This window comes from Leifsonia sp. TF02-11 (genome assembly GCF_017565305.1).
Classification (GTDB): domain Bacteria; phylum Actinomycetota; class Actinomycetes; order Actinomycetales; family Microbacteriaceae; genus Leifsonia.
This window is the reverse complement of sequence record NZ_JAGEKP010000010.1, coordinates 160726-178909: the sequence shown is the minus strand read 5'-3', so window position 1 is coordinate 178909 and position 18184 is coordinate 160726. Positions and strand designations below refer to the sequence as shown.

Genomic DNA, 18184 nt, shown 5'->3' with positions numbered 1-18184 from the left:
TCGCCGACCAGACTTCCCGGCACACCAGTCGTTCAGTGTAGCGGGCGATCGCGGTGAGAGGATGAAGGTATCCCGACGGGAGGAGCATCCCATGACCGACGTCGCGCCCACCAGACTCGACGAACTCGTCGCCGTGATGGCGCGTTTGCGCGCACCGGGAGGCTGCCCGTGGGACGCCGACCAGACGCACGAGTCGCTCGTGCAATACCTGATCGAGGAGTGCTACGAGCTCATCGAGGCGATCGAGACCGGCGACCGGGACGCGATGCTCGAGGAGCTCGGCGATGTGCTCTACCAGGTGCTGTTCCACGCGGACATCGCCGCGCACACCCCGGGGGAGGACTTCGACATCCAGGATGTCGCCGAGCAGATGACCCGCAAGATGGTCGGCCGGCACCCGCACGTCTTCGGCGGCGATCGCACGGCGGAGACGGCGGACGACGTCGTGGGATTCTGGGACGAGCTCAAGAAGGCGGAGAAGCCGGGCCGTACGAGCGTGCTGGACGGCATCCCGCAGGCGATGCCGTCGCTCGCCCTGGCGGACAAGCTGCTCGGCAGGGCCGAGAAGGTCGGCCTCCTCGATCTGAGCGAGGCGGGCGGCGTGCAGGTGTCGGGCGAGGACGAGCTGGGGCCGCTCCTGCTGGCGATCGTCGCGTCGGCGAAGGCGCAGGGGCTGGACGCCGAGCGCGCTCTCCGGTCGACCTTGCGGGAGCTGCAGGACGAGATCCGCGAGCAGGAAGCATCGGTTTAGGTTAGGCTTACCTAATGTGCCACGTCGGCACGCTTCCCATCCGTGCCACGGCACCCTCGTGAGGAGAGTCATGCCTGAAACCGCACGCTCCGGCCACCGCCGGTCGCGTCTCGTCCTGTCGCTCGCCGCCGTCGTCTCGGCGGCCGCCCTCGCCCTCACCGGGTGTTCGGCGGGCGGTTCCGGTGCTGAGACCCCGTCCTCGGGCTCCGCCGGGAGCTTCCCCGTGACGATCGACAGTGCGCTCGGCAAGACCACGATCGACGCGGCACCGAAGCGCGTCGCCACCTGGGGCTGGGGCGCACAGGACATCGTCCTCGCTCTGGGGATCGTGCCCGTCGCGATGCCGAAGTTCAGCTACGGCGGCGACGCGAAGGGCGTGCTGCCCTGGGACGCCGAGAAGATCACGGCCCTGAAGGGCACGACGCCCGAGCTTCTCGATGCCGACTCCGGCGAGGTGCCGTTCGAGCAGTTCGTCAAGGCGAAGCCCGACGTCATCCTCGCCCCGTACTCCGGCCTCACGAAGACCGAGTTCGACACCCTCAGCAAGATCGCCCCCGTCGTCGCCTACCCGGAGAAGCCGTGGGCGACCAGCTGGCGCGACCAGACCGCCATCGTCGGCAAGGCGCTGGGCCGCTCGTCGGAGGCCGCCGACCTCGTGAAGAAGACCGAGGACTCGGTCTCCGCGCTGGCCGACAAGTACCCGGTGATCAAGGACAAGACCTTCTTCTACGCCGCAGCCAACCAGCCGGGAGTGCTCAACGTCTACCGCGCGGAGGACCCGCGCGTGCAGCTGCTGAACGACCTCGGGATGAAGAACTCGGCGAGCATCGCGGCGCTCGACTCGTCGAAGGGCGACGGCAGCTTCTTCTACCAGCTCAGCTACGAGAACCTCTCGAAGATCGACACCGACCTGCTGGTGATGTACTTCGACAAGCAGTCCTCGGTGGACGCCTTCACCGCCGACCCGCTGGTCGCTGCGATGCCGACGATCAAGGAAGGCCGTTTCGCCCCGATCGTCGGCGAGTCGTTCGTGGCCGCGACGAGCGCGCCGAGCGTGCTCAGCATCCCGTGGATGCTCGACCGCTACGTGCCGCAGCTGGCCGCGGCGGCCGAGAAGGTCAAGTAACCGCGCGATGCCTACCGGTGTCGCCACCGCCGGCGCCGGACGGACCGGGGAGGCCCGCGTCGCCGTCCGGCGCCGCCGGCGTGCGCTCGTCGGCTTCGCGGCCGCCGTCGTCGCCCTGCTGGTGGTGTGCGTGCTGAGCCTGATGGTCGGTGCGCGCACCATCGCTCCCGCCGACGTCCTCCACGCGCTGACGCACTACTCGCCGACCGACGACGACTCCCTTGTCGTCGTCGGAAGCCGGCTCCCGCGCACCCTGCTCGGTCTCGCGGCCGGTCTGGCGCTCGGGCTCGCGGGCACGGTGATGCAGGGCCTGTCGCGCAACCCGCTGGCGGATCCCGGCATCCTCGGCGTCAACTTCGGCGCCTCCCTCGCCGTGGTCGTCGCGATCGCGTTCTTCGGTGTGACCGCGGTCTCCGGGTATGTGTGGTTCGCGTTCGCCGGCGCGGCGCTCGCCGCCGGACTCGTCTACGCCGTCTCGGCGGTCGGCCGCGAAGGCGCGACCCCGGTCAAGCTCGCGCTGGCCGGGGCGGCGGTCTCTGCCGCCCTCGGCTCGCTCATCACCGCCGTCATGCTGACCAGCCGGGTCTCGCTCGACCAGATGCGCTTCTGGCAGGTCGGCTCGCTCGCCGGGCGCGGCTTCGGCGTGCTGTGGCAGGTGCTGCCGACGCTCGTCGTCGGGGCGATCCTGGCACTGACCCTCGGGAGGCTGCTCAACGGCCTGGCCCTCGGTGACGACGTCGCCCGCGGCCTCGGCCAACGAGTCGGATTGGCCCGCGTCCTGTCCGCCGTGGCCATCGTGCTGCTGTGCGGCTCGGCGACCGCGGCCGTCGGCCCGATCGCGTTCGTCGGTCTCGTCGTTCCCCACGTCGCGCGCTGGGTCGTCGGCGCCGACTACCGCCGCATCCTCGCCTACTCGGCGGTGATCGCGCCTGCCCTTCTGATCGCCTGCGACGTCATCGGCCGCGTCGTCGCGCCCCCGGGTGAGCTGCAGGTCGGCATCGTGATGGCGTTCGTCGGGGCGCCGCTCTTCATCGCGCTCGTGCGCCGGCGCAAACTGGTGGGACTGTGAGCGCCCCGGCCGCGACCTCCCGGGTCGCCGCAGGAGCGGCCTCCGCCGTCGCGACCGACCGTCGCAGACGGCGGGGTCGGGCGGCACGCGTCTCCCTCGTGCTCGCCGTGCTCGTCGTCGTGGTGTCGGCGGTCTCGCTCACATTCGGTGCGGCGGGGGTCGCCCCCGCCGACGTGCTCGCCGCGCTCGTGGGCCGGGCCGACCGGCTCACGTCGTTCGTCATCCTCGACCTGCGTCTCCCGCGCCTGCTCGCGGCCGTGCTGGTCGGGGCGTCCCTCGGGATCTCGGGGGGCCTCTTCCAGTCGGTCGCGCGCAACCCGCTCGCGAGCCCGGACATCATCGGCATCACAACAGCCGCCAGCGCGACCGGCGCCGTCGCGCTGGTCTGGTTCGGCGTCACCGGTCTCGCGCTCACAGGAGTCGTGCTCGCCGGCACACTGGTCGCCGCCGTGCTGATCTACCTGCTGGCGTGGCGCAACGGGGTCAGCGGATACCGCTTCGTGCTGGTCGGGATCGGCTTCGCAGCGATCTGCGCCGGGCTCGTGTCGTACGTGCTGACCCGCGCCGAGCTGCGCGACGTGCAGCAGGCGCTGGTCTGGATCACCGGCAGCCTGAACAGCATCGACTCCGTCTCGCTGACCGTGCTCGCCGTCAGCGTCGTGGTGCTCGTGCCCGCAGCACTGCTGGTGGGTCGGCCGCTCGGCGCCCTCGGGCTCGGCGACGACGTCGCGGCAGGGCTCGGCGTGCGGCCCGAGCGCACGCGCGTCCTGAGCATCGCGGTCGGAGTCGCGCTGGCGGCGGTGGCCGTCTCGGTCGCCGGCCCCATCGCCTTCGTCGCCCTGCTCGCCGCACCGGTGGCCAGGCGGCTGGTCGGTCGCGGCGCCCTCGCGCTCGTTCCGGCTGCACTCGTCGGCGCGCTCGTGCTCGTCGTCTCCGATGTCGTCGCGCAGTTCGCGATCCCCGGTGTCGTCTTCCCGGTCGGCGTGGTGACGGGGATCGTCGGGGCGCCCTACCTGCTCTGGCAGCTGACCAGGACCAACCGCATCGGCCGAGGAGGCTGACATGACAACGCAGATCACTCTCGCAGCGCGCGACCTGACCCTCGCCTACGAGGGTCGGGTGGTCGTCGACGGCCTCGACCTCGACATCCCGCCCGGGCGGGTCACGGCCATCGTCGGTCCGAACGCGTGCGGCAAGTCCACGCTGCTGCGCGCCCTTTCGCGACTGCTCGCCCCGGCCTCCGGACGCGTGCTGCTCGACGGCGCCGACATCCGGACCCTGCCGACCAAAGAGGTCGCCACCCGGCTCGGACTGCTGCCGCAGACACCCACCGCGCCCGACGGCATCACGGTCGCCGACCTGGTGTCGCGCGGCCGCTACCCGCACCAGGGCTGGTTCCGCCGCTGGACGGCCGACGACGACGCCGCGGTGCAGGAGGCGATGACGGCGACCGGTGTCGCCGACCTCGCCTACCGCGCGATCGACGAGCTCTCCGGGGGCCAGCGCCAGCGCGTCTGGATCGCGATGGCTCTCGCCCAGCAGACCGGAATCCTCCTGCTCGACGAGCCGACGACGTTCCTCGACATCAGCCACCAGCTCGACGTGCTGGACCTGCTGCTCGACCTCAACGCTGCCCGGGGGAGCACCATCGTGATGGTGCTGCACGACCTCAACCTGGCCGCCCGCTACGCCGACCACCTGATCGCGATGCGCGCCGGCTCGATCGTGGCCTCCGGCGACCCGGCCGAGGTCGTCACCTCCGACCTGGTCCGCGACGTCTTCGGCGTCGAGTCGGTCATCGCGCCCGACCCCGTGAGCGGAACGCCGCTGGTGGTTCCGCTGGGGCGGCACCACACGCTGTAGCGCAGCCCGCCGGCAGCATGCCGGCCGGCAGCGCGTCCGCCGGTGGTCAGGATCGCCGCTCGGATGAGACCGCTGCCTCGCGACGGCGCATTCTTCCGGCCACGGCGGGCGCGTTGTCGTGTGTCTGGCAACGCGGCCGAGGTGATCGAACGGTCGCGGCTCATGCCAGGTCCTCGCTGGGACACCGCCCTATCGCGCGGGTCGGCACGACTTCAGGGTGGCAACAGAAGCAGTGTACGACCGCGCCCGGCTCCACCGCGATACCCCCGGGTGCCGCGATCGGCCCGTGAGGGCGGGGTGCGTGCCCATCTGGAAGAATCGACGCATGGCTTCCCCGATCACACCGCCCCGCGGCATGCGCGACTTCCTCCCCGCCGAGAAGGCCCGGCGTGAGCACGCCCTCGGCGTGATCCGTCGGAGCTTCGCCGCGCACGGCTTCGACGAGATCGAGACGCCCGTCGTGGAGGACGTCGCCCGCCTGCACTCCGGGCTCGGCGGCGACAACGAGAAGCTCGCCTTCAGCGTGCTCAAGCGGGGACTCGGCGGCGACGACCTGCGCGCGGCGATCGAGTCGGGCGACACCCTCGCGCTCTGCGACCTCGGCCTCCGCTTCGACCTGACCGTCCCGCTGGCCCGCTTCTACGCCAGCCACCGCGCCGAACTGCCGCCCGTCTTCCGCAGCATCCAGATCGCGCCGGTGTGGCGGGCCGAGCGCCCGCAGAAGGGCCGCTACCGCCAGTTCGTGCAGTGCGACATCGACATCATCGGCGAGGGCTCCCAGCTGGCAGAGGTCGAGTTGATCACCGCGACAGCCGCCGCGTTGGAGGCGCTCGGGCTGACGGGCTGCACCATCCGCATCAACGACCGCCGCATCCTGAACGGCCTCCTCGAGTACTGCGGCTTCGCCGAGTCGCGCTGGCCGCAGGTGCTCATCTCGATCGACAAGCTCGACAAGATCGGCGCGGAGGGCGTCGTCGCCGAGCTCAGCGAGGGCGGAGCCGACTCCGCCGCCGTGCTGGGTGGCATCCTCGCCGCGCTCGAGCCGCACCTCGCCGACGGGGGAGTGGAGCTGACCGTCGAGGCGATCTCGGGCATCCTCCCCGCGGGGATGGACTCGGACGCCATCGCCGAGCTGGAGGCGCTGGCCCACGCGCTCGACACCCTCCCGGAGGGCGTCGCCCTGCGCTTCGACCCCACCCTGGTGCGCGGCATGGGCTACTACACCGGCACGATCTTCGAGATCGCGCACCCGGGCTCGGGCAGCTCGGTGGGCGGCGGCGGACGCTACGACGGCATGATCGGGCGCTTCCTCGGCACCGACGTGCCCGCGGCCGGCTTCTCGATCGGGTTCGAGCGGGTCGTCGACCTGATCGACGTCCCCGACGACTCCGGCGTCGACTCCCTCGTCCTCGTCCACGACGCCGACGTGCCCCTCGACCGGCTGATGGCGATCAAGTCGGAGCTCGTCGCCGCCGGGCGGCGCGTGCGGCTCGACCGCAGGGCGAAGAACCTCAAGGCGGTCCTCGACCGGGCGGCTGCGGCCGGGTACCGGTCGTTCGCGTTCGTCGGAGCCGGCACGGCGGACGCGTCCGCCCTCGAGATCAAGCCGCTGGCCTGAACGCGGCGTGCTCACGTGAGCGCCGCGCGCCGGTCGACGCCCACGACTCGCGCGCCATTTGTCGCAAGCATCCCGCCATGCCGTTCTGGCCGTTAACCCGACGTCACTAGACTGATTCGGCAACCCACGAAACCACCAAGGAGACAGTTGTGGCTCAGATCGAAGCTGTAGGCGCTCGCGAGATTCTCGACTCCCGCGGCAACCCGACCGTCGAGGTCGAGGTGCTCCTCGAGGATGGCACGGTCAGCCGTGCCGCCGTCCCGTCCGGAGCGTCGACCGGCGCTTTCGAGGCCTACGAGCTTCGCGACGGAGACGCCGACCGCTACCTGGGCAAGGGTGTCGAGAAGGCCGTCGACGCGGTCCTCGACGAGATCGGCCCGGCGATCGAGGGCTTCGAGGCCAGCGACCAGCGTCTGGTCGACGAGGCGATGATCGAGCTCGACGGCACCGACAACAAGAAGCGCCTCGGCGCCAACGCCATCCTCGGCGTCAGCCTCGCCGTCGCCAAGGCCGCGGCCGACTCCGCCGACCTGCCGCTGTTCCGCTACGTCGGCGGCCCGAACGCGCACGTCCTCCCCGTGCCGATGATGAACATCATCAACGGCGGCGCCCACGCCGACACCGGCGTGGACATCCAGGAGTTCATGATCCTGCCGATCGGCGCGGAGACCTTCTCCGAGGGCCTGCGCTGGGGCGTCGAGACCTACCACTCGCTCAAGTCGCTGCTGAAGTCCAAGGGGCTCAACACCGGCCTCGGCGACGAGGGCGGCTTCGCCCCGGAGCTCGAGCACAACCGCGCGGCGCTCGACCTGATCTCCGAGGCGATCGAGAAGGCGGGCTACACCGTCGGCTCGCAGATCGCCCTCGGCCTCGACGTGGCCTCCACCGAGTTCTTCGAGAACGGCGTCTACCGCTTCGAGGGCCAGGACCGCACGGCGGCCGAGATGTCGGCCTACTACGCCGAGCTCGCCGCCAACTACCCGCTGGTCTCCATCGAGGACCCGCTGGCCGAGGACGACTGGGAGGGCTGGGCCCACCTCAACGCCGAGCTCGGCTCGAAGCTGCAGCTCGTCGGCGACGACCTGTTCGTCACCAACCCGAAGCGTCTCGCCCAGGGCATCAAGGCCAAGGCCGCGAACAGCATCCTCGTCAAGGTCAACCAGATCGGCACGCTCACCGAGACGCTCGACGCGGTCTCGCTGGCCCAGCGCAGCGGCATGACCGCCGTGCTCTCGCACCGCTCGGGCGAGACCGAGGACACCACGATCGCCGACCTCGCCGTCGCCACCGACGCGGGCCAGATCAAGACCGGTGCTCCGGCCCGCTCCGAGCGCGTCGCCAAGTACAACCAGCTGCTCCGCATCGAGGAGGAGCTGGGCGACGCCGCCGTCTACGCCGGCCGCAGCGCCTTCCCGCGCTTCCAGGGCTGACCGCTCGCCCAAGGGTGAGTAGCCGCGGAAATCCGGTTCGGGTTTCCCGCGACTACTCACCCTTCGTGGCTTCATGGGCGCCGGCCTCTGCGAGAATCACCCCATGCGCATCGCAGCGGGACACCCGGCCGAGATTCTCGCGCTCGCCCTGTTCCTGCTGCTCGCCGCGCTGTTCGCGGTCTTCGGCGCCTACCTGCTGCGGCGCCCGGAGCGGGCGGCCGCGCTGTTCGCCGATCGGGAGGCTCGGCACGCCTTTCGGGCGAAGGATGCGCGCGCGATCGGTCTGGTCTTCACGATCGGCGGCGTCGGGTTGCTGGCGGTCGGCGCCGTGCGGCTGGTGTTCACGCTGGCAGCTGGCTGAACGCCCGGCGACACCCCGCGCTCACGGCCGCCTCCTGGCGGGCATCGCCTACGATTGTGCACGGGGCCTTCCGGTCCTCCACGTCCGTCGAGACCACCCGGGAGGGGCCATGCCGAAGCAGTCCGGCCGAACCCCGGCGTCCCGCTCCCGGGCATCCCGCACCACACGCGTCGCCGCATCGTTCGACGAGCCGTCGGAGACCGGGCGGTGGCTTCGCGGCCTGCACTTCTCGGCATTCTCCCTGGTGATGATGGGAGCCGTCGTGCTCGCCGTCGTGATCCTCGCGCCGTCGCTGCAGGGCTTCCTGGCGCAACGGCAGCAGATCGCGGACCAGCAGAAGGCCGTCGACCAGCTCTCGGCCCGGGTCGACGCGCTCAAGGAGCAGCGCGCGCGCTGGAACGATCCCAGCTACATCCGGGCACAGGCGCGCGATCGCCTCTACTACGTCATGCCGGGGGAGGTCAGCTATCTGGTCATCGACGACCGGCCGCCCGCGGCGACGAAGGACCCGACCCCGGTGAGCTCCAAACTGCAGAAGACGCACACCGACTGGGTCGGCTCCCTCTTCGGTTCGTTCATGGGCGCCGGTCTCACCGACGCGACGCCCGCACAGCTCGGCTCCACGCCGGCCCCGACTCCCACCCCCACTCCCAGCACCACAGGCGGCAAGTGATGACCAGACCCCCGTTCGACCCCGTGACCGACGCCGACATCGCGGCCGTGAGCGAGCAGCTCGGCCGGCCGGCGCGCAACGTCGTCGGGATCGCCGCCCGCTGCGTCTGCGGGCGCCCCACCGTCGTCTCGACCGCGCCGCGCCTCGACGACGGCACGCCGTTCCCGACGTTCTACTACCTGAGCCACCCCGCCGCCACGGCCGCCATGTCGCAGTTGGAGGCCACACAGGTGATGAACGAGTACAACGACCTCCTGGCCGAGGACGAACAGCTGCGCGAGCAGTACCGGGCGGCGCACGAGCAGTACCTCGCCGACCGCGAGTCGATCGGCGTCGTGGAGGAGCTCGCGGGCGTCTCGGCGGGCGGCATGCCCACCCGGGTCAAGTGCCTGCACGCGCTCGCGGCGCACGCGCTCGCCGCCGGTCCCGGCGTCAACCCGATCGGCGACCTGGCCCTCGCCCGTGGCGGGTGGTCGCCGGAGGTGTGCGAGTGCCGCATCCAGGTCGGCTGAAGCCGGCGACCTCCCGGCCGGGTTCGCGGTTCGGCCGGGCACGTCGCACCGTCGCCTTCGTCATGGCCGCGCTCGCGACGGCGTTCGCCGTCGGGCTGGCGCCGGCGACCGTCGCGCACGCCGACCAGGTGCGCGACATGGAGTACTGGCTGAACGACTACGGCTTCACCAAGGCCTGGCAGACGACCAGGGGCGCCGGCGTGAAGGTCGCGGTCATCGACACCGGCGTCGACGGGTCTGTTCCCGACCTCGCGGGCGCCGTCGTCGGAGGCGCCGACGTCTCCGGCGTCGGCAGGCCCAACGGGCAGAAGCCGCTCGGCGCGGGGGAGGCGGCGGATCACGGCACGTGGGTGGCCTCCCTGCTCGCCGGGCGCGGCACCGGCCCCGACTCCGGCGTGCTCGGCGCGGCGCCACAGGCGAGCATCCTCACCGCCTCGGTCGCGCTCGGCACCGCCATCGGGGCCGTGAGCAGCGACGACCAGGTCGCGGAGGCCGTCCGCTGGGCCGTGGACAACGGCGCCTCCGTCATCAACATGTCGCTCACCCGCAACACCCTCGACTGGCCGACCAGCTGGGACGACGCGTTCCAGTACGCGTTCTCGCACGACGTGGTCGTGGTGGCCGCGGCCGGCAACCGGGGGAGCGGCACCACGGAGGTCGGAGCGCCGGCGACGATCCCGGGCGTGCTCACCGTCGCCGGGGTGGACCGCGCGGGCCAGGCCTCGTTCGACGCGTCCTCGCAGGGCATCACGATCGGAGTGTCCGCACCGAGCGAGCAGCTGGTCGGTGCGAACCCGGGCGGAGGCTACGTGCAGTGGGCGGGCACCAGCGGTGCGGCTCCGCTGGTCTCCGCCGCGGTGGCGCTCGTGCGGGCCGCGCATCCCGACCTGAAGGCGCCGGACGTCATCAACCGGATCATCAAGACGGCGCGACCCGCCGGCGGCGCCGTGCCGAGCCCGGTGTACGGCTACGGACTGCTGGACGCCGCCGCGGCGGTCACCGCGACCGTGCCGCACGTGAACGCCAACCCGATGGGCGACCTGACCCAGTGGATCCACATCCACCGCAGGGCCGACGCGCCCGCGACGGCGGTGCCGGGCGCCGGCGATGCGGAGGCCGCTCCCGCGCCGAAAGCCTTGGCTCCGGAGCGGCCTGTGACCTGGCGGGCGTTCTTCTGGCCGCAATGGAGCGTCCTCACCACCCTCTGGCTCCCGTTCAGTCTGATCTCGGGATTCGTGGCCCTTCTCGCCCTCGGCGCGGTCGGGGCGTGGCTGCATTTCAGGCGAGCGGTGCGGAGGGGGTAGATTAACCGCATACTTTCGTGTTGAGGAGACGCATTACTGTGCCCAAAATCCTGATCGTCGGCGGTGGCTACGCCGGTTTCTATACCGCGTGGAAGCTCGAGAAGCAGCTCCGCAAGGGCGAGGCCGAGGTCACCATGGTCGACCCGCTGCCGTACATGACGTACCAGCCGTTCCTCCCCGAGGTGGCCGCAGGCTCCATCGAGCCGCGCCACGCGGTGGTCGCCCACCGTCGCCACCTGAAGAGCACGAACATCATCAGCGGCAAGGTCAGCTACGTCGACCACGCGAAGAAGACCGCGACCATCGAGCCGGCGGCCGGTGAGCCGTACGAGTTCGAATACGACATCGTCGTGGTCACGGCCGGAGCCGTGTCGCGCACCTTCCCGATCCCGGGCATCGCCGACAACGCGGTGGGCCTGAAGACGATCGAGGAGGCCGTGTTCATCCGCGACCGCCTGCTGACGAACTTCGACAAGGCGGCGGCTCTGCCCCCGGGCCCGGAGCGCGACCGCCTCCTGACCGTCGTCGTCGTCGGCGGCGGCTTCGCCGGCATCGAGATCTTCGCCGAGCTGCGCTCGTTCGCCAGCGCCCTGCTCAAGAAGTACCCGGAGCTGTCGTTCGACGACACGCACTTCCACCTGATCGAGGCCATGGGCCGGATCATGCCGGAGGTGTCGCTGCCGACCAGCCACTGGGTCATCAAGAACCTCGCGGAGCGCGGCGCGCAGATCCACCTCGAGACGCAGCTCACCAGCGCGGTCGACGGCCACATCGAGCTGTCCACCGGCGAGAGCTTCGACACCGACCTGATCGTCTGGACGGCCGGTGTCATGGCCAACCCGACCGTGGTTCGCCACACCGACCTCCCGATCGAGGAGCGCGGCCGGCTACGTGTGCGCGCCGACCTGCGCGTGGGCACCGACGAGGAGATCGTCGAGGGCGCCTGGGGTGCCGGCGACGTCTCGGCCGTCCCCGACCTGACCGGTGCGGGCGTCGGCGGCTACTGCGTCCCGAACGCGCAGCACGCTGTGCGCCAGGGCAAGCTGCTCGCGAAGAACCTCATCGCCGATCTGCGCGGCGAGCTGCCGCGCCAGTACTACCACAAGAGCCTCGGCGCGGTCGCGGGCCTCGGCCTCGGCATCGGTGTGCTGCAGTCCGGCAAGCTCGCCGTCAAGGGCGTCCTGGGCTGGTTCGCGCACCGTGGCTACCACGGCCTCGCGATGCCGAGCTGGGAGCGCAAGTGGCGCGTGCTCTGGGGCTGGTGGAACAACTTCTGGCTCGGCCGCGACGTCGTCTCGCTGACGGCCGTGCAGCAGCCGCGCGCCGCCTTCGAGGAGTTTGCCGCCCGGCCGAAGCCGGCCGTCGAGGCCGCGCCGGCGGAGGCCCCCAAGAAGGCCGCTCCGAAGAAGGAGCCGGCGGAGGTCGCTGCCAAGTAGGCTGCACCGCTGACGACGAAGGCCCGGTCCCCTCACCTGTGGAGGGACCGGGCCTTCGTCGTCTGCTCAGTGCGGGCTGTCGACCCGTACGCGCCCCTGCCCGAGGTCGGCGATCGCCTCGCGTGCCGCGGCGAGCTCGGTCTCCGGCAGGCGCAGCAGGAGGCGGACGTCCGCGCCGTACTCGACCTCGGGCTCCGGGTAGCCTGCGGCGTTCGCCCACCGGCGCAGCCGCTCGGCATCCCCGTAGTCCGCGCGCAGCTCCAGAACCGTCTCCTGCACGCGTTCGACCGTCTCCGCGTCGGCGAGCGCCGTCGCGATCGCGTCGGTGTAGGCGCGCACCAGCCCGCCGGCGCCGAGCTTGACGCCGCCGAAGTAGCGGACTACTACGCCGAGCACGCCCTCCAGCTCGTGGTGGCGGAGCACTTCGAGGATGGGCCGACCCGCGGTGCCCGACGGCTCGCCGTCGTCCGACATCCCGGACTGGCCGCCCGCCAGCAGCGCCCAGCAGACGTGCGCCGCGCCCGGGTGCTCCGCCCGCAGCCGTGCGACCTCGACGAGAGCGCCCTCCCGGTCGGCGACGGGGAGGGCGCTCCCGAGGAACCGGCTGCGGCGGATCTCGAGCTCGGAGTTCACGGGGAAGGCGAGGGTGCGGCTCACACCTTCACGGTAGCCGCCCGCAGGTCGGAGGACGCGACGTCGGTCAGCGAGCGGCCCCGCGTCTCGGGGGCGAAGAACTGCGAGACCACTGCGCCGATCACGCACACCGCGGCCATGGCCGCCATCGCGAACTGCACGTTCCAGGCCAGCACCAGGGGGAACATGAACGTGCCGAAGGCGGCGCCGATCCGGCTGATGGAGCTCGCGAAGCCGACGCCCGTCGTCCGGATCGCCGTGGGGAACAGCTCCATCGGGTAGACGCCGCACAGCACGGAGGCGACGCCGTACGAGAACAGGTAAGCGAAGAAGCAGATCACGATGACCGGCGCGGGCAGGAACGCCTCGAAGGTGACGACCAGGAGCGCGGCCGCGGTGATCCAGAACGGGACGATGAGCAGCCTGCGGCGGCCCACCCGGTCGACCAGGAAGGTGCCGAGGATCGCGCCGAACACCACGACGATGGTGCCGAGCAGGGCGGTGAGGATCGGGTCCTGCAGCCCCAGCGTCTCGTACACCGCGGACTGGAAGAAGATGATCGCGAAGTAGGGGAGCACCAGGCAGATCCAGAACACGCACACGAACACGGTGCGGCCGAGCTGGCCGCGCGCGAACAAGTCGCGGACTCGGGCCTTGGTGCCGGTCTCGGCCTGGAAATCGCCCGACTCGAGCGTCCAACCGAGACGTGCCAGCACCTCGCGCGCCTCGTCGACGCGGCCCTTGCTCATCAGCCAGCGCGGCGACTCCGGCAGACCGTGCCGGGCGATCAGGCAGACGATGGCGGGGACGGCGGCAGACAGCAGCACCCACCGCCAGGCCTCCGGATGGGAGACCGTGACGAGGTAGCCGATGAGGAAGGCGACGACGTACCCGACGTTCCACGCGATCTGCAGGGTGGAGCCGAGACGTCCGCGGGCGCTGCGCGGTGAGAACTCGGAGAGCAACGGCGTGCCGATCGCGTAGTCCGCGCCCACGGCGAGGCCGAGCGCGAGGCCGAGCGCGAACACCTGCCACGGCTCCTGCACGAAGAACAGCAGGATGGCGGCGCCGGCGAACAGCACCAGGTCGGCGACGAAGAGCGGCCGGCGTCCGTAGCGGTCGGTGAGCCAGCCGAAGACGAAGGCGCCGACGAAGATGCCGATCAGCGTCGAGGAGGAGATCATCCCCTGCCAGAACGCGTCGACTCCGAGCTCGTCGCGGAAGGTCTGCAGAGCGAGAGTCACGCCGATCACGGCGAAGACGTAGCCGTCGATGAACATCCCGCCGGCGGTGACCGCCGTGAGGCGGGTGAGGAAGCGTCTGGCTTGTGGGTTCATGCTCTCATCGGTCTGCCGGCGGGCGTCGATGAAGCCTGTGGGGGTCTGGGAGGACATTCTCGTGATACCAATCTCGTCGTCGAGGATCGTTGGCCCCGTTTCGGTAGGCACGAGAGTACTGATGGTCGCCACCAGAACAAATCTGGTTGCAAATATGGCAAATACTGGTCAATCCGCGCCGAGGGAACGGGACAGCTCCCGTGCCCCCGCCGCAACGTAGCGGCCGAGGCTTGTGAGCCGGTCTCCGATCCGCACCTTCGGCGCGCTCACGTTGAGCGCGGCGACGATCCGGCCGGAGAAGTCCCGCACCGGCGCGGAGGCGCCGACGACGCCGAGTTCGAGCTCCTCGTCGAGCAGGGCGTAGCCGTTCGACCGGATGCGCGCGAGCTCCTCCTGGAGCGACGGGAGGTCGGTGACGACGGCCTTGGACTCCGGCGGGGCGGTGAGCACGGCGAAGCCGGCTGCGTTCGGCGGGACCGGCCCGACGATCGCGGTGTCGTGCCCGTGCTCGCGGTACCACTCGGCGAGCGATGCCGAGTCCCAGTCGGACAGCAGCACGCGGCCGGACGGGGTCCGCCAGGCCGCGGTCGTGACGCCCTCCCAGCCGGTGGTGCGGAACTCGTGCGGGCTCAGCTCGCTGAGCAACGTGAGCACGTTGCCGCCGCGCAGAACGCAGAGGTGCGTGGTCTCCCTGGTCATCTGCGCGATCCGCCGGAGCGCCGGCCGGGCCTCGCGCACCATCCGGGTCTCGGCCGTGCGCCCGGCGATCGCGTAGAGGCGGGAGCCGAGGCGGTAGTTCAGCGTCCCCTCGTCGCGATCGAGGAGCCCGGCGTCGGCGAGTGTGGCCAGTGTCCGGGAGATGATCGCCTTGTCGCGGCCGGTCAGCTGGGCGACGCGCATCACGCCGAGACCTCCGGCCTCCACCGCCTCTGTGCTCGAGAGGAGTTCGAGCAGCTCGATGTCGCGCGCGAGTCCGGACGAATTGCGTCGTGGTGCCGTGGCCGTCGTCATGCCGCGACACTAGCAGGCGTTGCCATAAACACAACCTGGAATGGCCAGATGGCATCGATGCGCTCTAGCGTGAGGTACTCCCTCCCACCTCGACGCAGAGAGGACCCCGCATGCAGATCGGCGAGAGCTTCGTCGGAGACGGCGTCAACGCCGCGCACATCAACACGGTCAACGGGGCGCGGTCCGGCCCCGCCGGAGCGGCCTGGGCGACGGCGCTCGCCTCGCCGAGCGCGGGACACGTCCCGTTCGTCGCCGTCCTGGCGCCGTCCGTGCCGGTCAAGCCGATGACGCTCTTCGTGACAAAGGCCGCGCCGGCGAGCGACGCGCACGGCACGCTCATCTGGGGTCCGGCTCAGGCCGGCGTCGCGGCCGGAGTCGCCGACGCCGTCGCCGACGGAACCATCGCGGCCGACGCCGTTGACGAGCAGGTCGTCATCGCGGCCGTCTGGGTCAACCCCGGGGCCGACGACGCCGACGCCGTTTACCGCAACAACAGGGAGGCCACGGCGACCGCCCTCCGCAACGGCGCCGCAGGTCTGCCGGCCGTGGCGGATGTGCTCGCTGCACGCGACCGGCCGGCCAATCCGTTCTACACGGCGCCCGCGTCCTGACCTCGCGCCCTCCGACACCCCGGACAAGGAAACAATGACAGGCACACCACCTCCCACGATCGGCTTCATCGGCCTCGGCAGCATGGGCAGCGGCATGACCCGCAACCTCCAGAAAGCCGGCTTCCCGCTGGTCGTGACCGACCTTCGCCGTGAGGCGGCAGACGAGCTCGTCGCGAACGGGGCGACCTGGGCGTCGTCCGCCGCCGAGGTCGCCGCAGCCAGCGACGTCGTGATCACCATGCTTCCCACACCGCGTCACGTCTCGGACGCGGTCACGGGCGCCGACGGCGTTCTCGCGGGCATCCGCGACGGCGGCACCTGGATCGACATGTCGACCTCGGTGCCCGAGGTGGCCGACGGCGTCCGCGCCGCCACCTCCTCCCGCGGGCTGCGCATCCTCGACGCCCCGGTGAGCGGGATGTCGGCAGGCGCGTCGCGCGGGATGCTGCAGATCTTCATCGGAGGCGACGCGGACGACGTCGCCCGGCTGCGCCCGGTATTCGAGGCGATGGGCGATCCGGAGCGGATCCTGCACGTCGGGGGGCACGGCGCCGGGTACGCCGTCAAGCTGATGATCAACCAGCTGTGGTTCTCGCACCTGGTGGCGACGGCCGAAGTGCTGTCGGTCGGGGTGCGCGCCGGAGTGAACCTCGAGGTGCTCCGCAGCGCACTCGTGGCCAGTCCTGCCAACAGCAACTTCGTCGAGCACGACGTGCGTTCGATCCTCGAGCACGGCGACTACGACGAGGGCTTCGCCCTCGCCCTCGCCTGCAAAGACCTCGGTCTCTCTGTCGACCTGGCGCGCTCGGTCGGCGTCTCGGTCGAGCTGTCCGGCCTGGTGGAGCAGGTGTTCCGCCGCGCCAAGGCGGCGTACGGCGACCGCGCGGGCGAGATGGCGCCCGTCAGATTGTACGAAGACCTGATCGGCGCGCCCCTGCGCACCGTCTCCGAGGAGGTGACCCGATGACCGCGGACCGCGAGAACGAGCTCCTCGCGAGCATCCCGACCGGGCTCTACATCGACGGCGCCTGGCGCCCCGCGTCGACCGGCGCGGAGTTCGACGTGATCGACCCCGCGACCGAGCGCGTGCTCGCCCGCGTCGCCGACGCGTCGCCCGCTGACGGCGAGGCGGCCCTCGCCGCCGCGCACGCCGCGCAGCGCGACTGGGCGCGCACCGCGCCCCGGGCACGGGCGGAGATCCTGCGCCGGGCGTTCGAGTCGGTGACCGAGCGGGTGGACGACTTCGCGCTGGCCATGACCCTCGAGATGGGCAAGCCCCTGGCGGAGGCACGCGGCGAGGTCGCGTACGGCGCCGAGTTCCTGCGCTGGTTCTCGGAGGAGGCCTCCCGGATCTCCGGCCGTTTCGCCACCGCACCGGACGGCGCGAACCGCCTGATGGTCGTCCGGCGTCCGGTCGGGCCCAGCCTCTTCATCACGCCATGGAACTTCCCGCTCGCGATGGCCACCCGCAAGATCGCCCCCGCGATCGCTGCGGGCTGCACGATGGTCTTGAAGCCTGCGGCGCTCACCCCGCTCACCGCGCTCCTGCTGACGAGCGTTCTGGAGGACGCGGGCCTGCCGCGCGGCGTGCTCAACGTCATCCCGACAACGCGTGCGGGCGCCGTGACCGGCCCCCTGATCAAGGACTCCCGGCTGCGGAAACTGTCGTTCACGGGCTCCACGGAGGTCGGCCGTCGCTTGATCGCGGACTCCGCGGACCAGGTGCTGCGCGTTTCGATGGAACTCGGCGGCAACGCCCCGTTCATCGTGTTCGAGGACGCCGACCTCGATGCCGCCGTCGACGGCGCGGTGCTCGCCAAGATGCGCAACGGGGGAGAGGCGTGCGTCGCCGCCAACCGGTTCCTCGTGCACACGGAGGTCGTCGACGAGTTCACCGAGCGGTTCACCGAGCGGATGCGGTCGTTCACGCCCGCACGCGGAACGGAGCCGGACTCGACGATCGGCCCGATGGTCGACGCCGCGACGTGCGACAAGATCGAGTCCCTCGTCGCCGGCGCGGTCGAGGGCGGCGCCGCGGTGGCGCTCGGCGGCGTGCGGCCGGACGGCCCCGGCTACTTCTACCCGCCGACCGTGCTGACCGGGGTTCCCCACGACGCCCGCATCCTCGACGAGGAGATCTTCGGCCCTGTCGCGCCGATCACCACCTTCGCGACAGAGGAGGAGGCGATTCGGCGGGCGAACGCCACCCCGTTCGGGCTCGTCGCCTTCGCTTACACGCAGGACCTCAACCGCGCCCTGCGTTTGGCTGAGGAGTTGGAGACGGGCATGCTCGGCATCAACGCCGGTGTCGTCTCGAACCCGGCGGCGCCGTTCGGCGGCGTCAAGCAGTCCGGCCTCGGCCGGGAGGGCGGCTTCGAAGGCATCGAGGAGTTTCTCGAGGCCACCTACGTCGGCATCGCCGACCCGTTCGCGGCGAACAGGAGCTGAC

General features: G+C 71.2%; 18 protein-coding genes. 15 read left to right on the top strand and 3 right to left on the bottom strand.

Going from position 1 to position 18184, the window contains the following annotated elements:
* Positions 1 to 91: 91 nt before the first annotated feature.
* The 12 genes from JNB50_RS15010 to JNB50_RS14955 all read left to right on the top strand — a co-directional run bounded on the left by JNB50_RS15010 (position 92) and on the right by JNB50_RS14955 (position 12143).
* Positions 92 to 751, top strand: a complete 660-nt coding sequence (locus JNB50_RS15010; RefSeq protein WP_243768495.1) for a MazG family protein — start codon at positions 92 to 94, stop codon at positions 749 to 751.
* 70 nt (positions 752 to 821) lie between these two features.
* Positions 822 to 1877, top strand: coding sequence for an iron-siderophore ABC transporter substrate-binding protein (locus tag JNB50_RS15005; protein ID WP_208040987.1), 1056 nt, complete (start codon positions 822 to 824; stop codon positions 1875 to 1877).
* Between the two features lie 7 nt (positions 1878 to 1884).
* On the top strand, positions 1885 to 2946 hold the full coding sequence (locus JNB50_RS15000) for an iron ABC transporter permease (protein ID WP_208040986.1): 1062 nt from the start codon (positions 1885 to 1887) through the stop codon (positions 2944 to 2946).
* Positions 2943 to 4007, top strand: coding sequence for an iron chelate uptake ABC transporter family permease subunit (locus JNB50_RS14995; RefSeq protein ID WP_208040985.1), 1065 nt, complete (start codon positions 2943 to 2945; stop codon positions 4005 to 4007). The genes JNB50_RS15000 and JNB50_RS14995 overlap by 4 nt, the downstream gene beginning before the upstream one ends.
* A 1-nt stretch (position 4008) precedes the next feature.
* Positions 4009 to 4809 carry an ABC transporter ATP-binding protein gene (locus JNB50_RS14990; protein ID WP_208040984.1) on the top strand — a complete coding sequence of 267 codons (801 nt, stop codon included), beginning with the start codon at positions 4009 to 4011 and terminating at the stop codon, positions 4807 to 4809.
* A gap of 325 nt (positions 4810 to 5134) precedes the next feature.
* Complete coding sequence (gene hisS / locus JNB50_RS14985) at positions 5135 to 6427, top strand: histidine--tRNA ligase (protein WP_208040983.1); 1293 nt, start codon at positions 5135 to 5137, stop codon at positions 6425 to 6427.
* A gap of 149 nt (positions 6428 to 6576) precedes the next feature.
* Entirely contained in the window at positions 6577 to 7857 is a 1281-nt protein-coding gene (gene eno / locus JNB50_RS14980) for a phosphopyruvate hydratase (protein WP_208040982.1), read from the top strand.
* A gap of 103 nt (positions 7858 to 7960) precedes the next feature.
* The gene (locus tag JNB50_RS14975; protein ID WP_208040981.1) at positions 7961 to 8218 is read left to right on the top strand and encodes a hypothetical protein; all 258 of its coding nucleotides are present in this window, start codon (positions 7961 to 7963) and stop codon (positions 8216 to 8218) included.
* 109 nt (positions 8219 to 8327) lie between these two features.
* A complete protein-coding gene (locus JNB50_RS14970; RefSeq protein WP_208040980.1) occupies positions 8328 to 8891 on the top strand; it encodes a septum formation initiator family protein in 564 nt (187 codons plus the stop codon).
* Complete coding sequence (locus JNB50_RS14965; protein WP_208040979.1) at positions 8891 to 9403, top strand: DUF501 domain-containing protein; 513 nt, start codon at positions 8891 to 8893, stop codon at positions 9401 to 9403. Before JNB50_RS14970 ends, JNB50_RS14965 begins: the two co-directional genes overlap by 1 nt.
* Positions 9382 to 10707 (top strand): S8 family serine peptidase, encoded by a 1326-nt coding sequence (locus tag JNB50_RS14960; protein ID WP_374222266.1) that lies wholly within the window; start codon positions 9382 to 9384, stop codon positions 10705 to 10707. The genes JNB50_RS14965 and JNB50_RS14960 overlap by 22 nt, the downstream gene beginning before the upstream one ends.
* A gap of 38 nt (positions 10708 to 10745) precedes the next feature.
* Positions 10746 to 12143 (top strand): NAD(P)/FAD-dependent oxidoreductase, encoded by a 1398-nt coding sequence (locus JNB50_RS14955; protein WP_208040978.1) that lies wholly within the window; start codon positions 10746 to 10748, stop codon positions 12141 to 12143.
* Between the two features lie 66 nt (positions 12144 to 12209).
* On the opposite strand, the gene JNB50_RS25805 is transcribed toward JNB50_RS14955, so the two are convergent.
* From JNB50_RS25805 to JNB50_RS14940, 3 genes are all read right to left on the bottom strand, one after another.
* Positions 12210 to 12800 carry a YigZ family protein gene (locus JNB50_RS25805; protein WP_208040977.1) on the bottom strand — a complete coding sequence of 197 codons (591 nt, stop codon included), beginning with the start codon at positions 12798 to 12800 and terminating at the stop codon, positions 12210 to 12212.
* Positions 12797 to 14170: an MFS transporter gene (locus JNB50_RS14945; RefSeq protein WP_208040976.1), complete on the bottom strand. Its 1374-nt coding sequence runs from the start codon at positions 14168 to 14170 to the stop codon at positions 12797 to 12799. The genes JNB50_RS25805 and JNB50_RS14945 overlap by 4 nt, the downstream gene beginning before the upstream one ends.
* Before the next feature lie 111 nt (positions 14171 to 14281).
* A complete protein-coding gene (locus tag JNB50_RS14940; protein WP_208040975.1) occupies positions 14282 to 15124 on the bottom strand; it encodes an IclR family transcriptional regulator in 843 nt (280 codons plus the stop codon).
* A 110-nt stretch (positions 15125 to 15234) separates the two neighbouring features.
* Here JNB50_RS14940 and fae point away from each other — a divergent pair, with 110 nt between their 5' ends.
* From fae to JNB50_RS14925, 3 genes are read left to right on the top strand one after another with little or no spacing between them, the layout of a single operon-like run.
* The gene (gene fae, locus JNB50_RS14935) at positions 15235 to 15735 is read left to right on the top strand and encodes a formaldehyde-activating enzyme (protein ID WP_208040974.1); all 501 of its coding nucleotides are present in this window, start codon (positions 15235 to 15237) and stop codon (positions 15733 to 15735) included.
* A 34-nt stretch (positions 15736 to 15769) separates the two neighbouring features.
* Positions 15770 to 16702: an NAD(P)-dependent oxidoreductase gene (locus JNB50_RS14930; RefSeq protein WP_208040973.1), complete on the top strand. Its 933-nt coding sequence runs from the start codon at positions 15770 to 15772 to the stop codon at positions 16700 to 16702.
* On the top strand, positions 16699 to 18183 hold the full coding sequence (locus tag JNB50_RS14925) for an NAD-dependent succinate-semialdehyde dehydrogenase (protein WP_208040972.1): 1485 nt from the start codon (positions 16699 to 16701) through the stop codon (positions 18181 to 18183). Before JNB50_RS14930 ends, JNB50_RS14925 begins: the two co-directional genes overlap by 4 nt.
* Position 18184: the final 1 nt, after the last annotated feature.